Here is a 24,172-nt window from a genome sequence, read left to right as displayed (position 1 = left end):
TCCGCCTGGGCCCGGCCCTTGCCGTGGCACCGCTTGGAACCAGCTTAGGCCGGGGGTGGATTTTCGGAGACGGCGATGGCTTCGTCCGAGGAATACCGTCGGCGCTATGCCGAGCAGATCGCACGATTGGCGGCTGTCGAGGATCCTCGTATCCAGAGCGCTTTCGCCTCCATCCCCCGCGAATACTTCCTTCCGCCTCCACCCTGGACCACCATCAGCCAGGGGATCGCGACCCAGACGCGCGACATCGCCGACATCTACGAGAATGTCCTCGTGGCCATCGATCAGGCGCGGGGAATCAACAACGGCGAGCCGGCGCTCCACGCCGCCTGGATGGAAACGGTCAAGCCTCAGCCGGGCGACAGGGTCGTCCATGTGGGGGCAGGGACCGGCTACTACACGGCTATCCTGGCTTCCCTCGTGGAGCCGGGCGGGCGCGTCGAGGCCTTCGAGTACGAAACGGATCTCGCGGCCCAGGCGGCTGAAAATCTGAAGCGCCTGCCTCATGTGAGCGTCCATGCCCGCTCGGCCTTCGGCGTGACGCTGCCGAGTGCGGATGTTGTCTATGTGAATGCGGGGGTGCTCGCGCCCGATCCCGGATGGCTGAGAGCTCTTGAGCGCGGCGGTCGCCTGATCTTCCCGTGGCAACCGCATAAGGGCTGGGGACCGGCCATGCTTGTGACACGAATGCAGCGCAGATATGCGGCCGAGCCTTTGATGACCGTGGGCTTCATTTCCTGCAGCCAGGAGACGACCCGCAAGACCAGCGCATACGGTCCTTCGGAAGCCGATATCGCCGGCACACGATCCATTTGGCTCACAACGGATCGGTCGCCGGACCGAACGGCGACGGCGGTCTACGATGCGGTATGGTTTTCGTCCGACCCTGCTTAAGGGTTAGAGTAAACGGGAAAATGTTGCTCAGGAGCAACATCTTCAAACCTTCCACATCCTGCCGTTCTTGGCCCAGGCTCTGCCGCGATGCCGCCATAAAGGGCGCGCACCTGAGTAAACTCAGTTAAAGTGCTTCAACCCCAACGCCTTAAGGCGCGGGATCCCAGGGAAAAGTTCAGCCCAAAATCCGCTGACTTGCACTTCCGGGGATCGTTGCATCGGCGGCGCGGCACATGGCACATCACATTTATTCCGTAACCACTCGGAAGTAGGGTGAAGGTCAGTTGGGGGAAGAGTGAAATCCATGGATGCGCGCCTGATCGACAAGTCGAAACTGCCGAGCCGTCATGTGACGGAGGGGCCGGCCCGCGCGCCGCATCGCTCTTACCTTTACGCCATGGGCCTGACCAAGGAGCAGATCGGCCAACCGCTCGTGGGCGTCGCCACCTGCTGGAACGAGGCTGCTCCCTGCAACATCTCCCTCATGCGCCAGGCGCAGGCAGTCAAGAAGGGCGTGGCCGCCGCCCGTGGCACCCCGCGCGAATTCTGCACCATCACGGTGACGGACGGCATCGCCATGGGCCACCAGGGCATGAAGTCGTCGCTCCCCTCCCGCGAGGTCATCGCGGACTCGGTCGAGCTGACCATGCGCGGCCATTCCTATGATGCTCTCGTGGGCATGGCCGGCTGCGACAAGTCCTTGCCCGGCATGATGATGGCCATGGTGCGCCTCAACGTGCCGTCGATCTTCATCTATGGCGGATCGATCCTGCCCGGCTCGTTTCGCGGCCGACCCGTTACCGTCCAGGATCTCTTCGAGGCCGTTGGCAAGCACTCCGTCGGCGAGATGTCCGACGAGGATCTGACGGAACTCGAGCAGGTGGCATGCCCGTCTGCCGGAGCCTGCGGTGCGCAGTTCACCGCCAACACCATGGCGACCGTGTCCGAGGCGATCGGCCTCGCGCTGCCCTATTCGGCCGGCGCGCCTGCGCCTTACGAGATCCGCGACCGGTTCTGCGCCAGCGCCGGCGAGATGGTCATGGAGCTCATCGCCAAAAACATCCGCCCGCGCGATATCGTAACCCGCAAGGCGCTCGAGAACGCCGCGACTGTGGTGGCGGCCTCCGGCGGGTCCACCAATGCGGCCCTGCATTTGCCGGCTATCGCTCACGAGGCCGGGATCAAGTTCGACCTGTTCGACGTCGCCGAAATCTTCAAGCGCACGCCGTACGTGGCGGATCTCAAGCCCGGCGGGCGCTATGTGGCCAAGGACATGTTCGAGGTTGGCGGCATACCGCTCCTCATGAAGACGCTCCTCGACCATGGCTATATGCACGGCGACTGCATGACGGCGACCGGCCGCACCATTGCCGAGAATCTCGCCTCCGTGCAGTGGAACGACGATCAGGACGTGATTTATCCGGCCAACAGGCCGATCACGCCAACTGGCGGCGTGGTGGGCCTCAAGGGCAATCTTGCTCCCGAGGGCGCAATCGTGAAGGTCGCCGGCATGCCGCTCGAAAAGCAGACCTTCCGCGGCCCGGCCCGGGTCTTCGACGGCGAGGAGGCCTGCTTCGATGCAGTGACCCATCGCCAGTACAACGAAGGCGAAGTGCTGGTGATCCGCTACGAGGGTCCACGCGGCGGCCCCGGCATGCGTGAGATGCTGTCCACCACCGCCGCCCTCTATGGCCAGGGCATGGGCGACAAGGTCGCCCTGATCACGGATGGCCGCTTCTCCGGCGCGACCCGTGGCTTCTGCATCGGCCATGTGGGCCCCGAGGCTGCTGTCGGCGGCCCGATCGGCCTGATCCAGGATGGCGACATCATCGTTCTCGACGCCATCAAGGGCACCATCGACGTGGAGCTCTCGGACGAGGAGCTGACGCGTCGGCGCGCCGAGTGGTCGCCTCGCGAGACCACGTCGACCTCCGGCTATCTATGGAAATACGCGCAAACAGTAGGTCCGGCGCGGGATGGGGCGGTAACCCATCCGGGCGGAGCTGCGGAAAAAGAAACCTATGCGGACGTCTAGTCTCATCGCGGTCACGCTCGGCGCGACCATCCTTGGCGGAAGCGCGGCCTTCGCGCTTGACGCCGCCCCACGTCCGCAGCCGCTGACGCAGAGCCTGACGCCGGCATTGTCCACGACGGTCGCGCCAACCCTGGCCCCGGCCGTCAAGTACGGGTCGGTGCGCGAGGCGCTGCGCAACGGCATGCGCGATTACAATGCAGGCGACAAGCGCGGGGCCGCGCAGGCGCTTGAATATGCGGCAGGGCAGGGTCATTCGTTGGCCCTGTGGAAGCTCGGACGCATGTATGCGGATGGCGACGGCGTCCAGCACGACGATCTCAAAGCGTTCGAGTACTTCTCGAAGCTGGCGGACCAGCACGCGGACGAGAGCCCGGATTCACCGAACGCCAAGGTTGTGTCGAGCGCTTTCGTAGCGCTCGGCGGCTACTTCCTGGACGGGATCAAGGGCACCTACGTGTCGGCCAATCCGAGCCGCGCCGTGGAGATGTACTACTACGCCGCGACCTATTTCAGCGACTCCAACGCTCAGTACAACCTCGCGCGTCTCTACCTCGAGGGAACGGGCATCGAGAAGGATTCGCGCCTTGCAGCCCGTTGGTTCAACCTCGCGGCCGAGAAGGGGCATTCCGCGTCCCAGGCCCTGCTCGGTCATCTTCTGATGACGGGCCAGGGTGTTCCGCGTCAGAGAGCCAAGGGTCTCATGTGGCTGACCCTTGCCCGGGAAGCCAGCGATACTCCCAAGGAACGGTGGATCACGAAGCTCTACGAGGAGGCTTTCGCGGAAGCCGGCGACAGCGACCGCAAACTGGCCCTCTCGCTTCTCGAGCAATACATCCAAGCCCGCCGATAGAACGACACGCGCGTAGCGTTCGCACGATTGCGCTATTGGAGCCGGTTCCACCACCATGGAACCGGCTTCTTTTTGTAACCGCAAAGCGCTTTAGTCGATATCAAGATCAACCATCACAGGCACGTGGTCGGACGGCTTGTCCCAGCCGCGAACTTCCTTACGGATCGACGAGGTCCTCAGCTTGTCCTGGGCTTGAGGCGAGAGGAGGAGATGGTCGATGCGGATGCCGTTGTTCCGCTGATAGGAGCCGGCCTGGTAATCCCAGAAAGAGTACAGTCCCGGCTGATCATTGCAGGCACGAAGCGCATCGCTGAAGCCCAGGTTCAGGAGTTCGCGAAACTTCGCCCGGCTTTTGGGCTGAAAGAGCGCATCGTTCCTCCAAGCCGAAGGATCGGCCGCGTCCTTCGGCTCCGGGATGACGTTGTAATCGCCGCAAAGGACGAGCGGCTCTTCCAGTGCGAGGAGCTTGCGCGCATGGGAATGTAAGCGGTCCATCCAGGCAAGCTTGTAGTCGAACTTCGGTGTTCCCAGAGGGTTGCCGTTCGGCAGATAGATGGACGCCACTCGAACGGCTCCGTCGGATGTGGAGATGACGCCTTCGAGATAGCGTGCCTGTTCGTCAGTCTCGTCTCCGGGCAGGCCTTGCCGCACATCCTCGAGGGGGCTCTTGGACAAGATCGCAACGCCATTATAGGCCTTCTGCCCATGAGTGGCGACATTGTACCCAAGCGCCTCGATGTCGCTGCGCGGAAACGCTTCGTCGATGCACTTCAGCTCCTGCAGGCAGACGACGTCCGGCTCCGCGCTTTTCACGAAGGTGACGAGGTGATCCAAGCGCTGCTTGATCGAGTTCACGTTCCAGGTGGCTATCCGCATCGTTCGAGCTTGCTCCCGCATTCATCGCCTTCATCCGATGTCAGGAAGTATCTGGCAAGGTGGAAGCCCTGAAGATCGTGAACAGGTCAGTCGTAAGACACACGGATGGACGTGCCTCTAGGCCGGTTCCAGTTCCCTTGCCCGTGTGGCGGAAGCTCTGTCGAGGGCCTCGATGTCGGACGCCTCCAGGGCAAGCGTCGTTGCCGCGACAAGCTCCTTGAGCTGATCGAGCGTCGTCGCGCTCGCGATCGGAGCGGTCAGGCCCGGCCGGGCCATAGACCACGCCAATGCAACCTGCGCCGGACTGGCGTTGTGCCGCCGGGCTACCTTGTCGAGCGCCGTCAGGATTCGTCGTCCCCTGTCGTTCAGGTATTCGCCCATTCCATACCCCCGAGGACTTTTGCCGAAATCCTGTCGGGAGCGATACTTGCCTGTCAGGAAGCCGCTGGCCAGGGAGGAATAGGACAGGACACCAAGGCCGTTCTGGCGGCAGATCTGTTCCAGATCTGCCTCGTAGGCCCCCCGGTCATAAAGGTTGTATTTGGGCTGAAGGCTCTCATAGCGGGGGAGCCCTGTGCGGGCGCTGATCTCCAGGGCTTCCTTCAGTCTTTCAGGGCCGTGGTTCGAAGCGCCGATGGCTCGCACCTTTCCCGCCCGGATCAGCTCCGCGTAGGCGTCGAGCGTTTCTTCGAGCGGGGTGTCGGCATCGTCGACATGGGATTGGTAGAGATCGACGTAATCGGTCTGCAGCCGTCTGAGCGACGCATCGGCAGCCGACCGGATATAGGTCCTGGAGAGGCCCTTCTGGTCAGGAGACAGTTCAACGCCAACCTTGGTTGCGATGATGACCTTGGAGCGGTTGCCCCGGGCCTTCATCCAGCGCCCGATGATGGTTTCCGACTCACCGCCTTGGTTTCCGCGCGCCCAGATTGAGTACATGTCGGCTGTGTCGATGAAGTTGAGGCCCGCCTCCAGGGCAGCATCAAACAGCTTGAACGATGTGGGTTCGTCCACCGTCCAGCCAAAAACATTGCCCCCGATGCATAAAGGTGGAACTTGCAGGCCTGAACGGCCGAGTGGACGCGCTTTCATTGGTAGCCCTCCAACGCCCGATACCGTCTTGCTAAACGATATCACATTCGATTATTCTACCTGTCGTTGCGAGGTGCAAGTTAGCCGTTGGAATCATGAGGGCGGATTCGATGCTCGCAGCTCATTGATGTTTCGTGGACTGGGCAACAAGATAGGCCCGACATCCCTCTCCAGGGCAGTGTTCGATGCCCACATCCTGGTTCACGCCTGTCGACAATTACTGCGAGCGGATCGACGCCAGCTTCTGGTCCGAGCCCCTCAACGCAGCGACCAATGGGGCCTTCGTTCTGGCTGCGGCCTATGGGTTCTTCCTCTGGCGGCGAGCCGGGGGGAGGGACTGGCCGGGCCTTGCGCTCATAGGGGTGATTCTGATCGTCGGGACCGGGAGCTTCCTGTTTCACACCTTCGCCAACCGCTGGTCCCGCTTGGCCGACGTGCTGCCGATCGCACTTTTCATCTACGGATATTTTCTGCTCGCCCTGCGCCGCTTTCTGCGACTCAGGCTTGTCGCCGCGCTCGCCGCCACGGGGATCTTTGCCTTCTTCAACATCGTCTTCCCGCGCCTCTGGTTCGGCGTCCTCCCCGGCGTTTCCCTCGATGGCTCGAATGGATACATTCCGGCTCTCGCTGCCCTCCTGACTGTCGGCTGCCTTTGTCTCGTGGCGAAGGTCCAGAGACCTGGATTTGCCCTTTTGGCAGCCGCTGGAATTTTCGCCCTGTCGCTGTTTTTCCGTTCCATCGATAGCGCCGCCTGTTCCGCGTTTCCGAGCGGGACGCATTTCCTGTGGCATGTGCTGAACGGGGTCGTTCTTCTGGTTCTTGCACGGGAGGCCATTGCCTATCAGGCTGGTGATCGGGCAAAAGCCTCATCGTGACGCCACCGGCTTCAAGGCCGGGGCGGGCGGCGATTCAAGAGGGCAGACCTAGTCCGTGGCAGCAGTTGAAATTCATGGCTATGCCATCGTGTCGGACGATGATCGTATTGCGGACGCAGAGGGGCGCATGCCAGACGTCCTGCGCAACGATGCGGACTGGGCTTATTTCCAGTCGGAGCTCGATAGGTGCGCCCTCGTGGTGCTCGGCCGGCTAGGGCACGAGGCCAATCCCAATCCCAAGCAGCGCCTCCGCCTCGTCGTCTCGTCGTCGTCGTCGGGTCTGGAGCAGCGAAACGACGGGTGGTGGTGGAACCCGGCCGTGCTGCCGTGGAGCGAGGCCAGCCGTCTCGCGCTGCCGCAAGGGGGGCGGGTTGCCGTTCCCGGAGGACGCCTGGTGTTCGATCTCTTCCTCGAGATCGGCTACACGGCCTTTCACCTTGCGCGCGCTCATGGAACGCGGCTCCCTGGCGGCGTGCCCGTCTTCTCTGGTTGCCTTCAGGGTCAAACGGCAGAGTCGGTTTTGGCCGGGAGCCGATTGCGTGCGGGGCCACGCCGAGTTCTGGATCCGGCCGGTCCTGTAAGCCTGACGGTTTGGCAGGCCGAACGCGAAACCCGCCGCTCCTCTTGGAGTTGACCTCCGACGAGAAAAATCGGGAGGGGTTATGCGCTATCTCACACTTTCGGTCGTGATTCTCGCCGGCGGCCTTGCGGCGGGTGGGGCATTCGCCCAATCCGGCTCCTCCTCGGGCGGGGGGTCGACAGGCGGAAGCCCGTCGTCGACGGGCGCGCCGTCCGCCACGCCTGCGCCCAGTTCGCCGGGATCCACGCCCGAGACGACGACGGCCCCGAGGCCTTCACCGGGCACGGAGGGTGGATCAGCCGGATCGACAAGAGCCGGCAGGGCCGGTGCGGCCTCCGGCACTGGGGCTGGTGCGAACAGGCAAACCGGTGAGCCCTCAGTCGTGACTCGGTCGCCTCGTGAAGAGAACTTGGATCGTCGAAGCCGGGAGCTTGATCGAAGGATCAAGCGCGGCATCTGCGTCGAGTGCAAGTAGGGTTCGGGCAAGGCATCAGGTCAGGCGGCAGCGGTCACTTTGCCCGCCCGATCGAGTTTCTCGATATCGGATGGCTCCAGTCGTAGCCTTGCTGCGGCAATCAGATCCTGAAGCTGATCGAGGCTCGTCGCGCTGGCGATGGGAGCCGCGATGCCCGGGCGCGCCATGAGCCATGCCAGGGCGACCTGGGCCGGCGTCGACCCATGATGAATTGCCACCTGATCGAGGGCCGCCAGAATGCGCAATCCGCGTTCGTTCAAGTAATTGCCCATGCGGCCGCCCCGCACGCTCTTTCCGAAATCCCGCTCCGACCGGTATTTGCCCGTCAGGAAGCCGCTTGCCAGCGAGGAGTACGAGATGACGCTGATGGCGTTGTCGAGGCAGACCTTCTCGAGATCCCCTTCGAGTTCCGACCGGTCGAAGAGGTTGTAGAGGGGCTGGAGGGTTTCGTAGCGCGGGAGGCCCATCTTGGCGCTGGTGTCGAGTGCTTCCCGCAAGCGCGTGGCGCTGAAATTGGAAGCGCCGATGGCACGGACCTTTCCCTCATCGATCAGCTCGGCATAAGTGCTCAAGGTCTCGGATTGAGGTGTCTCGGGATCGTCCCGGTGGGATTGGTAGAGGTCGATATGGTCGGTCTGGAGACGCCTCAGGGATGCTTCCACCGATTCGCGGACGTGTTTCTTCGAAAGACCCTTGCGGCCCGGTCCCATCTCGGATCCGACCTTGGTGGCGATGACAACGGCGTCGCGGTTGCCGCGTGCCTTCATCCATTTGCCGATGATCGATTCGGATTCGCCGCCGGTATTGCCAGGTGCCCAACGGGAATAGACATCCGCCGTGTCGATGAAGTTGAAGCCGGCTTCAAGGAAGGCGTCCAGCAGCCTGAACGAAGCGGCTTCATCGACGGTCCAGCCAAAGACGTTGCCGCCGAAGCAGATCGGCGACACCATGAGGTTCGAGCGGCCGAGACGACGCTTTTCCATGTGTATCTCCTTTCGTGCCAACCTGTATCAGAGGCAAGCTTTCTCAAGCGGACGCCTCATAGGTACGATCACAAAAGGGAGTTCGAAAGGCCGTTTCCGGCGGGACAAGTGCCAAACGGCGATGGCCGGGACAAGCCCGGCCACGGGAGCCGCCGAATTGGCCGGCAGCGGTGGCTGGAAACAAGCTCCCAGCCTGATGCCGCAGGAGCTGGTTACTTCTTGCGGGAGCGGCGCTTGACGTTGAGGGTCTCTTTCAGAGACTTGGCCGATTCGAACTTCAGGTTCTTGGAAGCAGCGATCTTGATGGCTTCGCCTGTCTGGGGATTGCGTCCCTTGCGGGCGCCGCGCTCGACAACCTTGAACTTGCCGAAGCCGAAGATCGCGACCTCTTCGCCTTCCTGCACCGAATCGGTGATCTTCTGGAAAATGCTGTCCACCAGATCCCTGGCGAAAGTCTTCGTCAGCTCGTGCTCCTCGGCCAGGAGATCAATCAGTTCATTCTTGTTCATCATCACCCTCATGGTTAAGTGGGAAACTTAGCTCATGAAGGATTTTATAGCGCGGTCAAGCCTCCAAAAGCGAGGTAATTACCTGACGTTCAGTAAAGGCGCGCCTGGACCAGATAGGCAAACACGGTTTTCTCGCCCAAAGCCCGGCACGCCTCCAGCCGATGCAATCCTTCCACCAGAACGAAGCGGTTTCCGTCCTCCCGCACGAGAATCGGCGTTTCCTGCCCCTTGGCGAGCATGCTCTCCGCAATGGTGTCGACCTTCTTCGGGTCGAGGGTCTGGCGCCGCTTCACGGGGACATAGATGTCGGCAACGGCCAGGGTCTTCTTCTTCATCATCGCCTTGGCCGTTCCTTGTGCTGCTGCCGAGTGTAGCGCGCAGCCGCGCGCCCGGCTAGTTCGCCGCGAAGCAGTAGAACAATCCTGCTCCTCCGGTGCTCTTCAGTGCGTCCTGGCTGCATCCGCCCCTCGAGGGATGGGACGAGTTCCATGACTTGGCCGGCGGGCTCTCGTCCAACCCGGTCCTGTCGTGATGGCCCACCATCGCGACGCCATCCGGTCCGCTCTTGGTCCAATTTCCGCAAGTGCGGTCCTCGGTGCCGGCGAAGGCTGTGCCGTCCGGCTGGGATCCCGTCAGGACGTCGTGCTCGTTGGGCGTGTCGCCACGACCCTTAACGACCCCGCCCTTTTCGGTCAGTGCGGTCTGCTTGGTGACATTGTTGGAGCCGTGCAGCTCCGCCACATCCTTTGCGACGACCGTGCCTTTGGCGTTCTGCCATGGCCCGCGTCCAATGCGGTCCTTCGCATTGACCGCAGGCGAGCCGCCTGCCGCCTGGGTGGACAGATACGCCCGCCAGGTTTTTCCGGTTGCGCCTGCCGCCTGAGCCAGTGTCTGGCAATGCCGGTCAGCCCCTTCCAGTCCTCCAAGATCCGCGCCTTTGCCGGATCCGACGCTCGTGACGAAGAACGTCATGTTGGCCGCGCCGGCGTTGTCCTGCGCCTGAGCGCCGGCCGCGAACGCCATGGTGAGCGCACCGGTCACTGCGAGTAGTCGAATGCTGCAGGCTTTGCCCATTTTGATCCTCCCGTTTCGCGCCCGCGCTCCGGGTCGGGAGCCGGGCTCGTTGAGAGCAGGACTCTAGCATAGGCCAGAACCCTGCCGGACTGACCACTCTGTGCGGGAGCCCTCCCGTTAAGTGTTACTCCTTCACGGCTCCAGTCATCGACGACACGTAGTAATCGACGAAGAACGAATAGAGCAGCACGACCGGCAAGGAGCCTAAGAGCGCGCCTGCCATGAGCGCGCCCCACTCGTACACGTCGCCGCGAACCAACTCGGTCAGAACGCCCACCGGCACGGTCTTGTTTTCCGACGATTGGATGAAGGTCAGGGCGTAGATGAACTCGTTCCACGACAGGGTGAAGGCGAAGATACCGGCCGAGATGAGGCCTGGCACCGAGAGCGGGAGCATGATCTTCGTCAGAATCTGCCAGCGCGAGGCCCCGTCGACGAGCGCGCATTCCTCCAGCTCGTAGGGAATCGACCTGAAGTAGCCCATGAGCAGCCATGTGCAGAACGGGATGAGGAAGGTCGGGTAGGTGAAGATGAGAGCAAGCTTCGAATCGTAGATGCCGAACTTGAAGATCATCACCGCGAGCGGGATGAAGAGGATCGACGGCGGCACGAGATAGGCCAGAAAGATCCCAAGCCCAATCCAGCGCGAGCCAGAGAAGCGGATGCGCTCGATCGCATAAGCGCCGAGCACCGACGCTATAAGGGACAGGATCGTCGATCCCAACGACACTAGCATCGTGTTGAGAAGCCAACCTGGATAGGATGTTTCGAACAGCAGGTAGCGGATGTGCTGCAGCGTTGGGTTTTCAGGCCAGAGCGGGTTGAAGTCGCGGAAGTTGGTCAGCTCGTCATTGGGCTTCAGAGCCGTGATCGTCATCCAGTAGAACGGAAACAGGAGGACGAACACGAACACCGCGAGAGGCAGGTAGACGGTGACGAGCCGGCGGGGAGCCCGGTTGAGATAGCTCATGCCGACGCTTTCGTCGTCCATGGCGTGGTCCGCTGGTCTGGCGCTATAGGTCATGCGTCGGATCCTCCCTGCTGCCAGCGACGGCGTTGCAGTCCGAAGTAGCTGAAGAGAATGGCGCTGAGCAGGAACGGCACCATCGCGACGGCAATCGCCGCGCCTTCGCCGAGCTGCCCGCCCGGAATGGCGCGCTGGAAGCTCAAGGTGGCCATGAGGTGCGTGGCGTTCAGTGGCCCACCCCTGGTCAGCACGTAGATGAGCTGGAAGTCCGTGAAGGTGAACAGCACCGAGAAGGTCATCACGACCGCGATGAGCGGCGAGAGCATGGGCAGGGTGATGAAGCGGAACCGCTGCCAGGACGTGGCCCCGTCGAGGGTCGCGGCCTCATGGAGCGAAGGTGAAATGGTCTGGAGACCCGCCAGCAGGGTGATGGCCACGAACGGGATGCCGCGCCAGACATTGGTGAAGATCACGGTCGCGCGGGCATTGTTGGGGCTGCCCAGGAAGTTGATGGGCGAATCGATCACGCCCATGTTCATGAGCGCCCAGGAGATGATCGAGAACTGGGTGTCGTAGATCCACCAGAACGCGATGGCCGATAGTACCGTCGGGACCACCCACGGAAGAAGCACGATGGCGCGTATGAAGGCCTTGAACGGCAGGTGCTCGTTGAGGAGAAGGGCCAGCCAAAGACCGAGGGCGAATTTGAGCAGCGAGGCCACTACCGTGTAGAGCAGGGTGTTGAACACGGAGAGCCAGAAGATGCTGTCGTCCCACAAGCTCTGGTAGTTTTCCAGGCCCACGAAGACGCCATCGCGCCCGATCCGCGTATCGGTGAATCCGAGCCAGACGCCGAGACCGAGCGGGTAGGTCAGGAAGACCAGCAGAAAGATGGCCGCCGGTAGCATGAACATCAGGCCGAGGAAGCCTTTGCTCTGTGTAATGGATGCCCGCGTTCGTGCGGCCGGCACGTCCGAGGGGGAGAGGGCGGCTTCGGTCATGATGCAGTCTCCGGCTGTTCCGGGAAAGAAAGGGTGGCGCCGCGGCGCCACCCTTGAACCGTCAGACGCGGTAGTACCGGTTCGCCCGCTGCTCTGCGCGCTTGGCCGCCTCTTCGGGCGTGCGCTGGCCGGTGGCGGCTTCGGCCACCATGTCCACCATCACGTAATCCGCCATGGTGGCGGCGGACGCGTAGCTGAGCGGACCCGCATAGCCGTTCGGGCGCAACGTCGAGGAGGCGCGCTTGTAGGGCTCATGCACCGGATCGGCGGTCCAGACCGGATTGTCGATCATGCCTTTCAGGGGAGGGCAGCAATAGGCGCTCGATCCTGTGATCCAGGCATCCATCTGCGGCTTGTCCAGCATGTATTGCAGGTAGGCCCGGGCCGCGTTGGGGAACTTGGAGTACTTGAAGATCACCGCCGACGTGGTCTGGTGCAGCTCCACCGACTGGCCGATGGGCCCGATCGGCAGGGTGGTCGAGCGGATGTCCTGCGCCATCTCGGCCATTTTCGGGTCGTTCTTGGCCGAGTAATAGAGCGAGACGCCGTTCGCCGTCACGGACACGTCGCCCGACAGGAACACCCGGTTGTTGTTGATGTCGAGCCAGCTTTCCGTTCCTGGGATGAAGGTCTGGTAAAGCTCGCGGACGTATTGCAGCGCCTTGATGGTCTCCGGCGAGTTGATCACGACCTTGCCGGATTCATCGACCATCCTGCCGCCATGGCTCCAGACGATCCAGTGGGCGAAGTTGTTGCCGTCACCCACAGCCTTGCCGAGCGCGAAGCCTGCTGGCTTGCTCTTGGCCTTGAGGGCCTTGCACATTTCAAGGAATTCGTCGGTTTTCTCGGGAAACTTCGAGAAGCCCGCCTGCTTGATCATGCTGTCGCGATAGAGGATGCCGTTGCCGATCGTGGCCAGCGGGAGGGCGATGAACTTGTCTCCCTGCTTCGCGTATCCTTCGAGGCCTGGGTAGTACCCGCCGTACTTGCTGGCGAAGCCCGTTGCGATGTCGGTCACGTCCATGAGCTTGTCAGGATACTGGAAGGGATCGTCGAACCAGACGAGCATGATATCCGGCCCCGAGCCCACATTGGCCGCCACGGCGGCTTTGGGGCGGATGTCCTCCCAACTCTCCTTGTCGACGCGCACCTGAACGCCGGTTTCATCCGAGAATTTCTTGGTGTTGGCGAGCCAAGTATCCTCGTCGCCCTTCACGAAGGGCGTCCAGCGCAGCACGCGCAGCGAGGCTCCTTGCTCCGGCTTGAATGTGGGGGACGCGCCTTGCGCAAAGGCGGGCACAGATCCCAGCAACTGGGCTCCTGCTGCGCCTGCCGCAAGGCTGGCACTCCCGAGAAGCAGATCACGTCTAGACAGGGTCATCGTCGTTTTCCTCCGCAGCCCGGGATATGTTTTGAACGAGCGGTGCGACCCTCCCGGTGGGACCGCCCGCTTCAACTCAGTTCATGCGCCGTCCCGTTTCCTTGTCGAAGAGATGCACGAGGGCGGGATCGGGCAGAATGTGAATGAGCTCGCCGGGCCTCGCGCTGACGCGCTCGCGGAATACGCAGGTGATTTCCTGTCCGCCCGCCTTCGCGACAACCTGGGTTTCGGACCCCGTAGGCTCGACCACGATCACTTCGGCGGGCATTCCGTCTCCGGTGAGCCTGAAATGCTCGGGGCGGATGCCATAATGGACAGGACGCCCATCGGAGGCCGCCGGCGCGTTCTGGACCGGCAGGGTCAGGCCGCCGACGGTGACACCGGAGGATCCCAGGCGTCCTTCAAGCACGTTCATGGCCGGCGAGCCGATGAAGCCCGCCACGAAGAGGTTGACCGGGCGGTCGTAGAGGTCGAGCGGCGCACCGATCTGCTCCACGACCCCGTCGTGCATGACCACGATCTTATCCGCCATGGTCATGGCCTCGATCTGGTCGTGAGTGACATAGACCGTGGTGGTCTTCAGCCGCTGGTGCAGGGCCTTGATCTCGCCCCGCATGGACACGCGTAGCTTGGCGTCGAGGTTGGAGAGCGGTTCGTCGAACAGGAACACCTGAGGATCGCGCACGATGGCACGGCCCATGGCCACGCGCTGGCGCTGTCCGCCCGAGAGCTGGCGCGGATAGCGGTCGAGAAGGGGCGTAAGACCCAGGATTTCCGCTGCCCGGTTGACCTTGGCGGCGATCTCGGACTTCGGCGCGCTCTTCAGCTTGAGCGAAAACGCCATGTTGTCCGCCACCGTCATATGGGGGTAGAGCGCGTAATTCTGGAACACCATCGCAATGTCCCGCTCTTTCGGCGGAACGTTGTTGACAACCCGGGAGCCGATACGGATCTCGCCCCCGGTGATGTTCTCCAGTCCGGCGATCATGCGCAGGAGCGTCGACTTCCCGCAGCCGGATGGCCCCACCAGGATGACGAACTCACCGTCCTGAATGTCCACCGACACGCCGTGGATCACCCGCGTGGCCCCATAGGCCTTTCTCACATCCCGGATATCAACGGAGGCCATGGGGCGCCCGATCCGTCCGATGGACCTGAGAGGAAGATTGTATGTGAGACGGCAGACGAGCCGATGCCCGGCGCGTCAAAGCCGCTGGACGGCGTTGAAGCATGCTCTTCCTCCCAAGCCCCCCGCTTTGTCATCGCCCGTCTGTGCGAGCTTATAGCGATGGCTGGGGACAATAGTTCAGCAGGATCGACAGAAGATCAAGCGTTGTTGCCAAGGAGGGGACTGCCAGTCACATTAAGATGAAACAAAAAGGAAGTTTTGGGATGGAAGTTCTGATATTCGGCGCGGCCGGCATGGTCGGGCGAAAACTCGTCGAGCGCCTTGTCCAGGAAGGGCATCTCGGCGGACGCGAGATCACCAAGGCGATTCTACACGACGTGGTCGAGCCTCAGGCTCCCCAAGGTGCTCCCTTCACCATTACGACACATGCATCCGACTTTTCCGCCCCGGGCGACGCGGAAAAGCTGGTGGCGAGCCGGCCAGACGTCATATTTCATCTGGCCGCCATCGTGTCCGGAGAGGCCGAGGCGGATTTCGATAAGGGCGACCGGATCAATCTCGACGGCACGCGCCGCCTGTTCGACGCGATTCGCCTCATCGGCGACGGCTACCAGCCCCGGGTCGTCTTCACATCCTCCATAGCCGTCTTCGGCGCGCCATTCCCGGAGGCGATCGGCGACGAGTTCTTCCTCACGCCCCTGACTAGCTACGGAACCCAGAAGGCGATCGGCGAGCTGCTGCTGGCCGATTATACCCGGCGCGGATTCTTTGACGGAATCGGCATCCGGCTCCCGACGATCTGCGTGCGGCCGGGCAAGCCGAACAAGGCCGCATCCGGGTTCTTCTCCGGCATCATCCGCGAGCCGTTGAACGGTCAGGAGGCAGTGCTGCCTGTGCCCGAGGACGTACGCCACACCCATGCGTCTCCCCGCTCGGCCGTCAATTTCCTCATGCATGCGGCGACGCTGGACGGTGGAAAACTCGGCGCCCGGCGCAATCTCACGATGCCCGGAGTGTCGGTCACCGTTGCCGAGCAGATCGATTCCCTGCGCCGGATTGCAGGTGAGGGCGTGGCCGCGCGGATCCGCCTTGAGCCGGACCCGACCATCATGAGCATCGTCGAGGGGTGGCCGCGCCGCTTCGATGCGCAGCGCGCCAGGAGCCTGGGCTTCCAGGCCGAGAACAGCTTCGACGAGATCATCCGCATCCATATCGACGAAGAGCTCGGCGGCAAGTTCGTGGAGTAGCGGCGGCTGTCAGGAAGGGATCAAAACCATGAATGCCAAACGGTTTGAGGGCCGGCGGGCCATCGTTACCGGCGGCGCGTCCGGCATTGGCCTGGCGGTCAGCAAACGGCTCGCGTCCGAGGGGGCTCAGGTGGTGGTCTGGGACGTGAACCAGGACACCATTGCGGCAGCCAAGAAGGAAATCGGCGCGAACGTGATGGGCGTACAGGTGAATGTCGCCGACCCCAACATCGTGAGCCAAGCCTGCAAGGAAACGCTCTCACTCGTCGGCGGAATCGACATTCTCGTCGCGAGCGCCGGGATTACGGGGCCGAACACGACCCTCTGGGACTATCCCGTCGATGCCTGGCGTCAGGTCATCGACGTCAACCTCAACGGGGTCTTCTACTGCAACCGGGAGGTTGTTCCGGCGATGCTGGAGGGCGGCTACGGGCGCATCGTCAACGTGGCATCCATCGCGGGCAAGGAGGGGAATCCGAACGCGTCCGCCTACAGCGCATCGAAAGCGGCCGTGATCGGCCTCACCAAGTCCCTGGGGAAGGAACTGGCCAAGAACAACATCACGGTCAACTGCGTGACGCCGGCCGCGGTGCGCACGCCGATCTTCGACCAGATGAGCCAGACCCATATCGACTTCATGCTCTCGAAGATCCCCATCGGACGATTCGGAACCGTCGACGAGGTGACGTCGCTGATCTGCTGGCTCGCAAGCGACGAATGCTCCTTCACCACCGGAGGGGTCTTCGACATCTCCGGCGGACGGGCCACTTACTGATTCACCTGCCAGTTCAAAAAGGGAATGGAAATGCCGCAGACGTCCAAGATCGCCATCGTTACGGGTGCGGGAAGCGGGGTGGGAAAGGCAATCGCCAAAGCCCTCCTGCATGCCGGGTTCACGGTGGTCATGGCGGGCCGGCGGCAGGAGGCCCTGGAATCGGCCCTGCTGGATATCGTGACGCCGGGCGTCACCGCCCTGGCGGTTCCGACGGACATCACCGACGCCGCTTCGGTGGCGGCCCTTTTTGCCAGAACAAAGGCTGAATTCGGAAGGCTTGACCTCCTGGTCAACAATGCGGGCATCGGCGCACCGGCGATTCCCCTCGAGGATCTTTCATTCGACCAGTGGAAGAATGTGGTGGACACCAATCTGACGGGCGCGTTCCTGTGTACGCAGGAAGCGTTCCGGATCATGAAGGCGCAGGATCCCCGCGGCGGTCGCATCATCAACAACGGGTCTGTCTCAGCCTATGCGCCGCGTCCCTTGTCGGCACCGTACACCGCCACCAAGCATGCGATTCTGGGCCTGACCAAGTCCACGTCCCTCGACGGGCGACCATACGACATTGCGTGCGGCCAGATCGATATCGGCAACGCTGCGACGGAAATGACCGCCAGGATCTCCACAGGGGCGCTCCAGGCCAACGGATCGGTGGAGGCTGAGCCGACGATCGACCCGAAGAACGTAGCCGACGCCGTCGTCTATATGGCGAGCCTGCCTCTGACGGCCAACGTGCTCAACATGACCGTCATGGCGACCAAGATGCCCTTCGTCGGGCGAGGCTGAGGCTCTCGCGTCAGCCCTTCCGGCGTCCCGAAGGCGATGCCGGGTCTATGGCCATGGGAATGACCTCTGCGCCTTTCACGGCGGGCGGCTCCCCAGCATCGGTCTGTGCCGAGCTTGCCGGAGCGAGACGTCGCTCAAGCGCTGCGATCTGGCGCGTGAGGGCGTCGATGCTGGCCTTGAGGGCGAGCACATCGGCCGCGTCCGGGATGGTGGAGACTTTGGGCGCGACCGTCCCAAGCATCGGTTCCCGCCTTTCCTGAGCGGGATAAGGCTGCGGCGTAACGGGAGCGCTCTCGGATCGCCCACCGGCGAACAGGCGCTTGAAAAAGCGCGAGACAGCCATGATCACCCAGGCGGCCAGCAGGACGATGAGAATCGCCGGGCCCCATTCAAGTGCCAGGGAAATCAACGTGCTCGAATCCGACATTCGCGAAACTCCGTCCTTCGTTTCATTGAGAACGTATCTAGGGCGACGAGTGTGACTGCTTTAAGTTCATCGGGATGAGGCAAGCAGGCGCATAGGGGAGGAACCGACAGAGCACCATCCGGTTGATCCCACGGGAAAACACAGTTGCACTCGCCAGGCGAGGACCGGTCCACGCATGCTTTCAGAGACTTGGCGATTGCTCAAGGTCGCGTTCAATGGCTGGTGGAACGATCGCGCCATGAGCCTGGGCGCGTCCATTGCGTTCTTCACTGTCTTCTCCCTTGCACCGATGCTGCTTGCCGCCATCGCGGTCGCGGGTCTCGCATTCAGCCGGGAGGCCGCTCAAGGCGCCATCGTGGGTGAACTCGGAGGTCTGCTCGGCAAGGAAGCGTCGGCTGCCCTGGAGGCCATGATCCTGAGCGCGAGCAATGTGGGCTCCGGCATCGTGGGCATGACGATTGGGCTCGTGACGTTTCTGCTGCTCGTGACGGGCGCCATCGTCGAGCTGCAGGACGATCTTAACATTATCTGGAAGGCGACTCCGTCCCAGAGCTTCGGCGTGTGGTCTTTCATCAAGACGCGCCTTTTGAGCATGGCGCTGGTGATCGGCATCGGATTCCTGCTTCTCGTCTCGCTCATCATCGATGCGGGCCTGACAGCGCTCGGATCGTACCTTGAGGCTAGTTTCTCCGGGGCGACCGTCCTTCTGACGCTCCTGAACAGCGCGGTCGCCTTCACCATAGCGTTCCTCCTGTTCGCCATGATCTTCAAGATTTTGCCGACTGTAAATCTCGATTGGCACGATGTCTGGGCCGGCGCTTTGGTGACGAGCCTGTTGTTCACGTTCGGCAAAATTCTGATTGGACTCTACCTCGGCAGTAGCGGCATCACGTCGAGCTATGGAGCGGCCGGGTCCATCATCACGATCCTGCTCTGGATCTATTATTCCTCGCTGATCCTTCTGTTCGGTGCGGAATTCACCAAGGCCTACGCGGAAAGCCGCGGAAGCCGGAGGGGCAGGGTACGTCAGGTCGCCATGGCCGAAACGAAAACCTGACGAAGCGCCAGCTTCGAGGAGGTCAGCCTTTGCGTTACACCCCCAGGCTTGTGTCCGTTGCCACGGCTGTTCCCGAGCACGTGCTCCTTCAAAGCGACGTTGCAAAAGCCGCTTCCACGATCTTCTCCAAACGCTACAGCGCTTTCGATCGCGTTTCCCCTGTCTTCACCACTGCGGGCATTCATAAGCGTCACGCCGTTCGCCCTCTGGAGTGGTTTTTCGAGTCGCATGGGTGGCCGGAGCGGACGGCGGCCTATCTGGAAGGCGCTCTGAAGCTTTTCGTGCAGGCTGCAACAAAGGCCCTGGACGGTGCAGGGCTACAGGCCCGCGATGTGGACACCATCGTGACGGTTTCATCCACCGGGATAGCGACGCCGAGCCTCGAGGCGCGCGCATGTGGCATCATGGGCTTTCGCGGCGACGTGCACCGGGTGCCCGTTTTCGGCCTTGGATGCGCAGGCGGCGTCACCGGCTTGTCGATCGCCGCGAAGCTGGCGAAGGCGCAACCTGGGTCGGTGGTACTCTTCGTGGCCGTGGAACTCTGCACGTTGGCGTTCCGGTTGGACGAGCTTACCAAGGCCAACATCGTTGCGACGGCGTTGTTCGGGGATGGGGCGGGCGCCTGCATCCTGAGGGCAGGGGAAGGCGGGATTGCTGAAATCGATGCGTCCGGCGAGCATATCTGGCCCGATACACTCGATATCATGGGCTGGAATGTCGATCCCGAAGGATTCGGCGTGATCTTCGCCCGTTCCATCCCGCCCTTCGCCGAAGCCCATATGGGTTCGGCCGTCATGGGAATTCTCGACCGGGCCGGGTTGCATCGGCAGGATATCGACCGATTTATCTGTCACCCGGGCGGCAAGAAGGTCGTGACGGCGCTTGAGCGGGCGCTCGCGCTGGATCAGGGCTCCCTTGATCACGAAAGGTCGGTCCTGTCCGAGTACGGGAACATGTCCGCCCCCACGGCGCTGTTCGTCCTCGAGCAAGTGATTGGCGCGGGCCTCCCCAACCGCTCCGTCCTTGCGGCTCTGGGGCCGGGATTTACCGCAAGCTGCGTGGCTCTCAGACGGGTGACGTGATGGCGGCGATCCTCGTTCTCGCCATTGTGACGGTCGAGCGCTTGGCGGAGCTGTTGATCGCCAAGCGCAATACCCGGAGGTTGCTGGAGGGCGGAGCTTTCGAGGCGGCCCCACACCATTATCCGTTGATCGTCGCCCTTCACGCCGCATGGCTTGGAGGCCTCTGGTTCATCGCCTGGGACTGCCCGGTCAATCCTGGCTGGCTTGCGATCTTTGCACTCCTTCAGATCCTGCGCATTTGGGTTCTTCTGACCTTGGGAAGCCGTTGGACAACGCGCATCATCGTCGTTCCCGGCAAGGCGCTTGTGCGCAGGGGGCCGTATCGGCTGATGTCTCACCCGAACTATGCGGTTGTGGTTGGCGAAATCGCGGTGCTTCCTCTCGCGCTTGGCCTCCCTTGGTATGCGCTCGTCTTCACTATTATGAATGGCGCCGTGCTTGCGGTGCGCATCCGAGCGGAAAACGCCGCCTTGGCGGAAGTGGCGCGTATGGCTCGATCGCCGGGAGACTCATGACAAACTCAACCGGCCAAAGAAAAGGCGGTCCGCACGGACCGCCTTTGGTTCAACACCTCAGCGTCGATTAGTCGATGATCTCGACGACTTGCCGTGTCTGAGGATCGACCAGGACCGTCTGGTCGTTCACGACCGTGTAATGATAGGAATTCTGCAGGCCGACATTGGACGGGATCGGGTACGCCCTCACGCGGCCCGGGAGGGGACGTCCGACGACGACCTCTTCCGTAACCTGCATGGAAGGACGGCGCTGTGACACCACATAGGTGCGAACGCGCGTCGATTCTTCGGCGGTAAGAATTCCCCCGGCGGCCGCGCCCGCAACGCCGCCCACCGCGGCGCCGATCGGACCACCCACGACGGCGCCTGCGACCGCGCCGCCGGCCGCGCCTGTCGCGGCTCCCGTTTGGCAGCCGGCTAGAGGAATTGCGGCGAGGGTCAGGAGAAGGGCAGAGCTGAGGACATGGCTGCGCATGGCGGCTTCCTTTCCAAGTTGCTCGGGGCGAACGCGGTAAAGCTTGAGCGGTTCCAATCAAGCTTTGCAGGAAGCATGCTTCTTTTGCGCCGATGGTGCGGGCAGGGCCCGGACGTGGCTTCGATTGCAACAGGTTCACTTCGATTTTACTATGCGGGGGTCTTGGCACTGTCGTCTGGTCGAAACATCCGCATGCGGAGGAAACCATGGGACGAAAGTTTGTCGATTGCCGCCAGATCCCCAGCGATGTCAAATGCACGCTAGCCCTCGTGGCCGATACGGAAGACGAGGTCCTCGAAGCAGCTGTCCTGCATGCCGTTACCGTGCATCATCATCAGGATACGCCCGAACTGCGGGAGCAGCTGAGAGGTGTGATCAAGGACGGCTCGCCATCCGTGTAGGCACGCCGAGGCAGCCTAACCCTGCGCCGACTTTCCGCGAGCATCTGCAACAAGGTGGCGGAACTCGCCCTCGCGCGTCTGGCGAAAATGGTGTAACGGCCGACTAAGCGGGAATATCCTTTCTCGGCTTGCCGAGCGAGGTGTTCCGTCCTCGGACACCCGCCCTAGTTCAACGCTCTATCTCAGGAGAAGATAGTTCAATGAAACGTCGCAATTTCCTCGCTGCCGCCGGCGCCGGTTTGGCCGCGGGCGCCGTCGCCAAGCCCGCCATCGCCCAGTCGAATCCCGAGATCCGCTGGCGGCTCACCTCCGGCTTCCCGAAGTCTCTGGACACCATTTACGGAGCCGCAGACTTCTTCGCGAAATACGTCTCCGAGGCAACCGACGGCAAGTTCGTCGTTCAGCCATTCGCGGCGGGTGAAATCGTCGGGACGTTCCAGGCGGCCGATGCGGTGCAAAGCGGCACGGTCGAGATGGCGCATACGGCGTCGTACTACTACGTTGGCAAAGACCCAACCTTCGCGGCAGGAGCGGCGCTTCCGTTCACGCTGAACGCGCGCCAGCAGAATGCGTGGATGTATCACGGCGGCGGCGTGGATCTCGTGAACGAGTTCATGGCCAAGCATGGCATCCATGCGCTTCCGGGCGGAAACACCGGCACCCAGATGGGTGGTTGGTTCCGCAAGGAGATCAAGAGCGTTCAAGACCTGCAAGGCCTCAAGATGCGCATCGCCGGCGTGGCGGGCCAGGTCATGGCGAAGATGGGCGTCATCCCGCAGCAGGTGGCGGGCGGCGATATCTATCCCTCGCTGGAGCGCGGAACGATCGACGCTGCCGAGTGGATCGGTCCCTACGACGATGAGAAGCTCGGCTTCCAGAAGGTCGCCCCGTACTACTATTATCCTGGTTGGTGGGAAGGCGGCCTGACGCTGCACTTCTATTTCAACAAGGCCAAGTGGGAAGAACTGCCGAAGAACTACAAGGCAATCGCCGAGGCGGCATGCATGGCCGCCAACCTGGACATGCTGGCCAAATACGATGCCCGCAACCCGAGCGCGCTTCGTCGCCTCGTCGGCGCAGGCGCTCAGCTGCGGCCCTTCCCACAGGATGTGATGGAAGCCTCCTACAAGGCGACGAACGAGGTCTATGACGAGATCTCGTCCAAGAACGCCGACTTCAAGAAGGCCCTCGATTCCATCCGGGCTTTCCGGAACGAAGAGTACCTGTGGTTCCAAGTGGGCGAGTATTCCTTCGACACCTTCATGATCCGCGCCCGGTCGCGCGGATAAGTCTCCCAGAATGAACCGATGCGGGGAGCAGGCCTGGGGTCTGCTCCCCATTTTTGTCTAAGGAAGCACAATTCCATGGCTCGCGATATTCGACAGATCCGCCTTCCTGACGGAACGATGGTCCCGGCCCTCGGGCAGGGGACGTGGTTCATGGGGGAGAAGCGCAGCGCCCGGGCGGCGGAGGTGGCGGCCCTGCGACGTGGCCTGGATCTCGGCATGACGTTGATCGACACCGCCGAGATGTACGCGGATGGCGGCGCCGAAGAGGTGGTTGGCGAGGCCATGAGCGGGCGGCGGGAGGAGGTCTTCCTCGTCAGCAAGGTCCTTCCCGGCAATGCCTCGCGCAAGCGTGCGATCAAGGCCTGCGAGGACAGCCTTCGGCGTCTCGGCACCGACCGGATCGACCTCTATCTTCTGCACTGGCGTGGCGGGGTTCCGTTCTCGGAGACGCTGGAGGCATTCCATGCCCTCGTGCGAGACGGGAAGATCCGCGCCTGGGGCGTCAGCAACTTGGATGTGGACGACCTGGAGGAGTGGGTGGCCCTGGCCGATGGCAACGGGATCGCGGCCAACCAAGTGCTCTACAATCTGACCCGTCGCGGAATCGAGTTCGATCTTCTGCCCTGGTGCCGCCGCCATGGTATGGCGACCATGGCCTATTCGCCGATCGAACAGGGCCGCTTGCTTGGGCATCCGACCCTGACGGCGGTCGCGGACCGGCATGGCGCAACGGAGGCTCAGATCGCTCTTGCGTGGGTCATGAGGCATCCGGATGTGATCGCGATTCCGAAAGCCGGCCGCCTCGTCCATGTCGATGAGAACCGCGCCGCGCTAGACATCGTGCTCTCGGCCGAGGATTTTGCGGCTCTGGACGCCGCCTTTCCGCCGCCTCGCCGCAAGCGGGCGCTCGAAATGCTGTAATGGCGCGTTGTCGTGCCTTCCGGCGTTGTGCTTTTCCACTTCGTTATGTATTGGCCGCGGTTCCGCCGCGATACGGATCGCCGGAAGTTTGAGCTTGGAGTGACGGACGAGTGTTTGAAACCTATCGCATCGAGACGATCGCACCCGAGGATGAGGGCGGCGGCGTCGTTCGCCGAACATTCGTCCGAGCCGACTCGCTCGAAGTGGTCAAGGAGCGCGCCTTGAGGGTGCTTTCCCGCGCCCGGGTTCCGCAGGCGAAGGGGCCCGAGGTGGAGGCCGTGCGCGTTCTAAACGGCGCGGGCTACGAGGTGTTTTTCGTACACGCCAGGGATTAAGGGCTAAAATGGCAATTCCGTCGATGCAGAAGGCGTCGAAGCTCGCAATATCCTTTCGGATTAATTGACGTCATCGCCAGGGCTAGGCGACGCTCGCTCCATCATTCGCAGGGTGGGCATGATGATCAAGCGGCTGTT

Annotated in this window: 28 protein-coding genes; 15 read left to right on the top strand and 13 right to left on the bottom strand. The window is 62.5% G+C overall.

Annotated elements, in window-relative coordinates; all coding sequences use genetic code 11:
* The first annotated feature begins 75 nt into the window (after positions 1 to 75).
* The 3 genes from DRB19_RS14260 to DRB19_RS14250 all read left to right on the top strand — a co-directional run bounded on the left by DRB19_RS14260 (position 76) and on the right by DRB19_RS14250 (position 3,779).
* Positions 76 to 894, top strand: coding sequence for a protein-L-isoaspartate O-methyltransferase family protein (locus DRB19_RS14260; RefSeq protein WP_114186695.1), 819 nt, complete (start codon positions 76 to 78; stop codon positions 892 to 894).
* 304 nt (positions 895 to 1,198) lie between these two features.
* Positions 1,199 to 2,929, top strand: a complete 1,731-nt coding sequence (gene ilvD / locus DRB19_RS14255) for a dihydroxy-acid dehydratase (RefSeq protein WP_114186694.1) — start codon at positions 1,199 to 1,201, stop codon at positions 2,927 to 2,929.
* Positions 2,916 to 3,779, top strand: a complete 864-nt coding sequence (locus DRB19_RS14250; RefSeq protein WP_114186693.1) for a tetratricopeptide repeat protein — start codon at positions 2,916 to 2,918, stop codon at positions 3,777 to 3,779. Before ilvD ends, DRB19_RS14250 begins: the two co-directional genes overlap by 14 nt.
* A gap of 90 nt (positions 3,780 to 3,869) precedes the next feature.
* Here the strand turns inward: DRB19_RS14250 and xth are convergent, their stop codons facing one another.
* Positions 3,870 to 4,655 carry an exodeoxyribonuclease III gene (gene xth / locus DRB19_RS14245; protein WP_114186730.1) on the bottom strand — a complete coding sequence of 262 codons (786 nt, stop codon included), beginning with the start codon at positions 4,653 to 4,655 and terminating at the stop codon, positions 3,870 to 3,872.
* A 117-nt stretch (positions 4,656 to 4,772) separates the two neighbouring features.
* Positions 4,773 to 5,747: an aldo/keto reductase gene (locus tag DRB19_RS14240; RefSeq protein WP_114186692.1), complete on the bottom strand. Its 975-nt coding sequence runs from the start codon at positions 5,745 to 5,747 to the stop codon at positions 4,773 to 4,775.
* A gap of 185 nt (positions 5,748 to 5,932) precedes the next feature.
* On the opposite strand from DRB19_RS14240, the gene DRB19_RS14235 reads away from it, so the two are divergent.
* Both DRB19_RS14235 and DRB19_RS14230 read left to right on the top strand, forming a co-directional pair.
* On the top strand, positions 5,933 to 6,622 hold the full coding sequence (locus DRB19_RS14235; protein ID WP_114186691.1) for a ceramidase domain-containing protein: 690 nt from the start codon (positions 5,933 to 5,935) through the stop codon (positions 6,620 to 6,622).
* Between the two features lie 55 nt (positions 6,623 to 6,677).
* The gene (locus tag DRB19_RS14230; protein WP_114186690.1) at positions 6,678 to 7,256 is read left to right on the top strand and encodes a hypothetical protein; all 579 of its coding nucleotides are present in this window, start codon (positions 6,678 to 6,680) and stop codon (positions 7,254 to 7,256) included.
* Between the two features lie 33 nt (positions 7,257 to 7,289).
* Here the strand turns inward: DRB19_RS14230 and DRB19_RS14225 are convergent, their stop codons facing one another.
* From DRB19_RS14225 to DRB19_RS14185, 9 genes are all read right to left on the bottom strand, one after another.
* The gene (locus DRB19_RS14225; protein WP_114186689.1) at positions 7,290 to 7,544 is read right to left on the bottom strand and encodes a hypothetical protein; all 255 of its coding nucleotides are present in this window, start codon (positions 7,542 to 7,544) and stop codon (positions 7,290 to 7,292) included.
* A gap of 153 nt (positions 7,545 to 7,697) precedes the next feature.
* Entirely contained in the window at positions 7,698 to 8,660 is a 963-nt protein-coding gene (locus DRB19_RS14220) for an aldo/keto reductase (protein ID WP_114186688.1), read from the bottom strand.
* Between the two features lie 212 nt (positions 8,661 to 8,872).
* Entirely contained in the window at positions 8,873 to 9,169 is a 297-nt protein-coding gene (locus tag DRB19_RS14215) for an HU family DNA-binding protein (RefSeq protein WP_114186729.1), read from the bottom strand.
* An 89-nt stretch (positions 9,170 to 9,258) separates the two neighbouring features.
* Entirely contained in the window at positions 9,259 to 9,507 is a 249-nt protein-coding gene (locus DRB19_RS14210; RefSeq protein WP_114186687.1) for a ParB N-terminal domain-containing protein, read from the bottom strand.
* 55 nt (positions 9,508 to 9,562) lie between these two features.
* On the bottom strand, positions 9,563 to 10,243 hold the full coding sequence (locus tag DRB19_RS14205) for a hypothetical protein (protein ID WP_114186686.1): 681 nt from the start codon (positions 10,241 to 10,243) through the stop codon (positions 9,563 to 9,565).
* A 124-nt stretch (positions 10,244 to 10,367) separates the two neighbouring features.
* Positions 10,368 to 11,267, bottom strand: a complete 900-nt coding sequence (locus DRB19_RS14200) for a carbohydrate ABC transporter permease (RefSeq protein WP_114186685.1) — start codon at positions 11,265 to 11,267, stop codon at positions 10,368 to 10,370.
* A complete protein-coding gene (locus DRB19_RS14195; RefSeq protein ID WP_373867359.1) occupies positions 11,264 to 12,124 on the bottom strand; it encodes a carbohydrate ABC transporter permease in 861 nt (286 codons plus the stop codon). Before DRB19_RS14195 ends, DRB19_RS14200 begins: the two co-directional genes overlap by 4 nt.
* A 148-nt stretch (positions 12,125 to 12,272) precedes the next feature.
* Complete coding sequence (locus DRB19_RS14190; protein ID WP_114186683.1) at positions 12,273 to 13,592, bottom strand: ABC transporter substrate-binding protein; 1,320 nt, start codon at positions 13,590 to 13,592, stop codon at positions 12,273 to 12,275.
* A 76-nt stretch (positions 13,593 to 13,668) separates the two neighbouring features.
* Positions 13,669 to 14,721 carry an ABC transporter ATP-binding protein gene (locus DRB19_RS14185; RefSeq protein WP_114186682.1) on the bottom strand — a complete coding sequence of 351 codons (1,053 nt, stop codon included), beginning with the start codon at positions 14,719 to 14,721 and terminating at the stop codon, positions 13,669 to 13,671.
* A 263-nt stretch (positions 14,722 to 14,984) separates the two neighbouring features.
* Here DRB19_RS14185 and denD point away from each other — a divergent pair, with 263 nt between their 5' ends.
* The 3 genes from denD to DRB19_RS14170 are packed head-to-tail and all read left to right on the top strand — an operon-like array spanning position 14,985 to position 17,532.
* Positions 14,985 to 15,968 (top strand): D-erythronate dehydrogenase, encoded by a 984-nt coding sequence (gene denD, locus DRB19_RS14180; RefSeq protein ID WP_114186681.1) that lies wholly within the window; start codon positions 14,985 to 14,987, stop codon positions 15,966 to 15,968.
* A gap of 28 nt (positions 15,969 to 15,996) precedes the next feature.
* Positions 15,997 to 16,743 carry an SDR family NAD(P)-dependent oxidoreductase gene (locus tag DRB19_RS14175; protein WP_114186680.1) on the top strand — a complete coding sequence of 249 codons (747 nt, stop codon included), beginning with the start codon at positions 15,997 to 15,999 and terminating at the stop codon, positions 16,741 to 16,743.
* Between the two features lie 30 nt (positions 16,744 to 16,773).
* A complete protein-coding gene (locus tag DRB19_RS14170; RefSeq protein WP_114186728.1) occupies positions 16,774 to 17,532 on the top strand; it encodes an SDR family oxidoreductase in 759 nt (252 codons plus the stop codon).
* A 10-nt stretch (positions 17,533 to 17,542) separates the two neighbouring features.
* On the opposite strand, the gene DRB19_RS14165 is transcribed toward DRB19_RS14170, so the two are convergent.
* Positions 17,543 to 17,959 (bottom strand): hypothetical protein, encoded by a 417-nt coding sequence (locus DRB19_RS14165; RefSeq protein WP_114186679.1) that lies wholly within the window; start codon positions 17,957 to 17,959, stop codon positions 17,543 to 17,545.
* Positions 17,960 to 18,134: 175 nt separating this feature from the next.
* On the opposite strand from DRB19_RS14165, the gene DRB19_RS14160 reads away from it, so the two are divergent.
* From DRB19_RS14160 to DRB19_RS14150, 3 genes are read left to right on the top strand one after another with little or no spacing between them, the layout of a single operon-like run.
* A complete protein-coding gene (locus tag DRB19_RS14160) occupies positions 18,135 to 19,016 on the top strand; it encodes a YihY/virulence factor BrkB family protein (RefSeq protein WP_114186678.1) in 882 nt (293 codons plus the stop codon).
* 29 nt (positions 19,017 to 19,045) lie between these two features.
* Positions 19,046 to 20,098 (top strand): type III polyketide synthase, encoded by a 1,053-nt coding sequence (locus DRB19_RS14155; protein ID WP_114186677.1) that lies wholly within the window; start codon positions 19,046 to 19,048, stop codon positions 20,096 to 20,098.
* The gene (locus DRB19_RS14150) at positions 20,098 to 20,613 is read left to right on the top strand and encodes an isoprenylcysteine carboxyl methyltransferase family protein (RefSeq protein WP_210207478.1); all 516 of its coding nucleotides are present in this window, start codon (positions 20,098 to 20,100) and stop codon (positions 20,611 to 20,613) included. Before DRB19_RS14155 ends, DRB19_RS14150 begins: the two co-directional genes overlap by 1 nt.
* A 67-nt stretch (positions 20,614 to 20,680) precedes the next feature.
* On the opposite strand, the gene DRB19_RS14145 is transcribed toward DRB19_RS14150, so the two are convergent.
* Positions 20,681 to 21,088 (bottom strand): DUF1236 domain-containing protein, encoded by a 408-nt coding sequence (locus DRB19_RS14145; protein ID WP_114186727.1) that lies wholly within the window; start codon positions 21,086 to 21,088, stop codon positions 20,681 to 20,683.
* 206 nt (positions 21,089 to 21,294) lie between these two features.
* Between DRB19_RS14145 and DRB19_RS14140 the strand changes: the two genes are divergently transcribed.
* From DRB19_RS14140 to DRB19_RS14125, 4 genes are all read left to right on the top strand, one after another.
* Positions 21,295 to 21,489, top strand: coding sequence for a DUF1059 domain-containing protein (locus DRB19_RS14140; protein ID WP_114186675.1), 195 nt, complete (start codon positions 21,295 to 21,297; stop codon positions 21,487 to 21,489).
* Positions 21,490 to 21,689: 200 nt separating this feature from the next.
* Complete coding sequence (locus tag DRB19_RS14135) at positions 21,690 to 22,778, top strand: TRAP transporter substrate-binding protein (RefSeq protein ID WP_114186674.1); 1,089 nt, start codon at positions 21,690 to 21,692, stop codon at positions 22,776 to 22,778.
* Between the two features lie 75 nt (positions 22,779 to 22,853).
* Positions 22,854 to 23,699: an aldo/keto reductase gene (locus DRB19_RS14130; protein WP_174799937.1), complete on the top strand. Its 846-nt coding sequence runs from the start codon at positions 22,854 to 22,856 to the stop codon at positions 23,697 to 23,699.
* A gap of 110 nt (positions 23,700 to 23,809) precedes the next feature.
* Positions 23,810 to 24,034, top strand: a complete 225-nt coding sequence (locus DRB19_RS14125) for a hypothetical protein (protein ID WP_114186673.1) — start codon at positions 23,810 to 23,812, stop codon at positions 24,032 to 24,034.
* Positions 24,035 to 24,172 lie beyond the last annotated feature (138 nt).

Source organism: Microvirga aerophila, from assembly GCF_003332305.1.
In the GTDB taxonomy this organism is placed as follows: Bacteria; Pseudomonadota; Alphaproteobacteria; order Rhizobiales; family Beijerinckiaceae; genus Microvirga; species Microvirga aerophila.
This window is presented reverse-complemented; position numbering and strand designations above follow the sequence as displayed.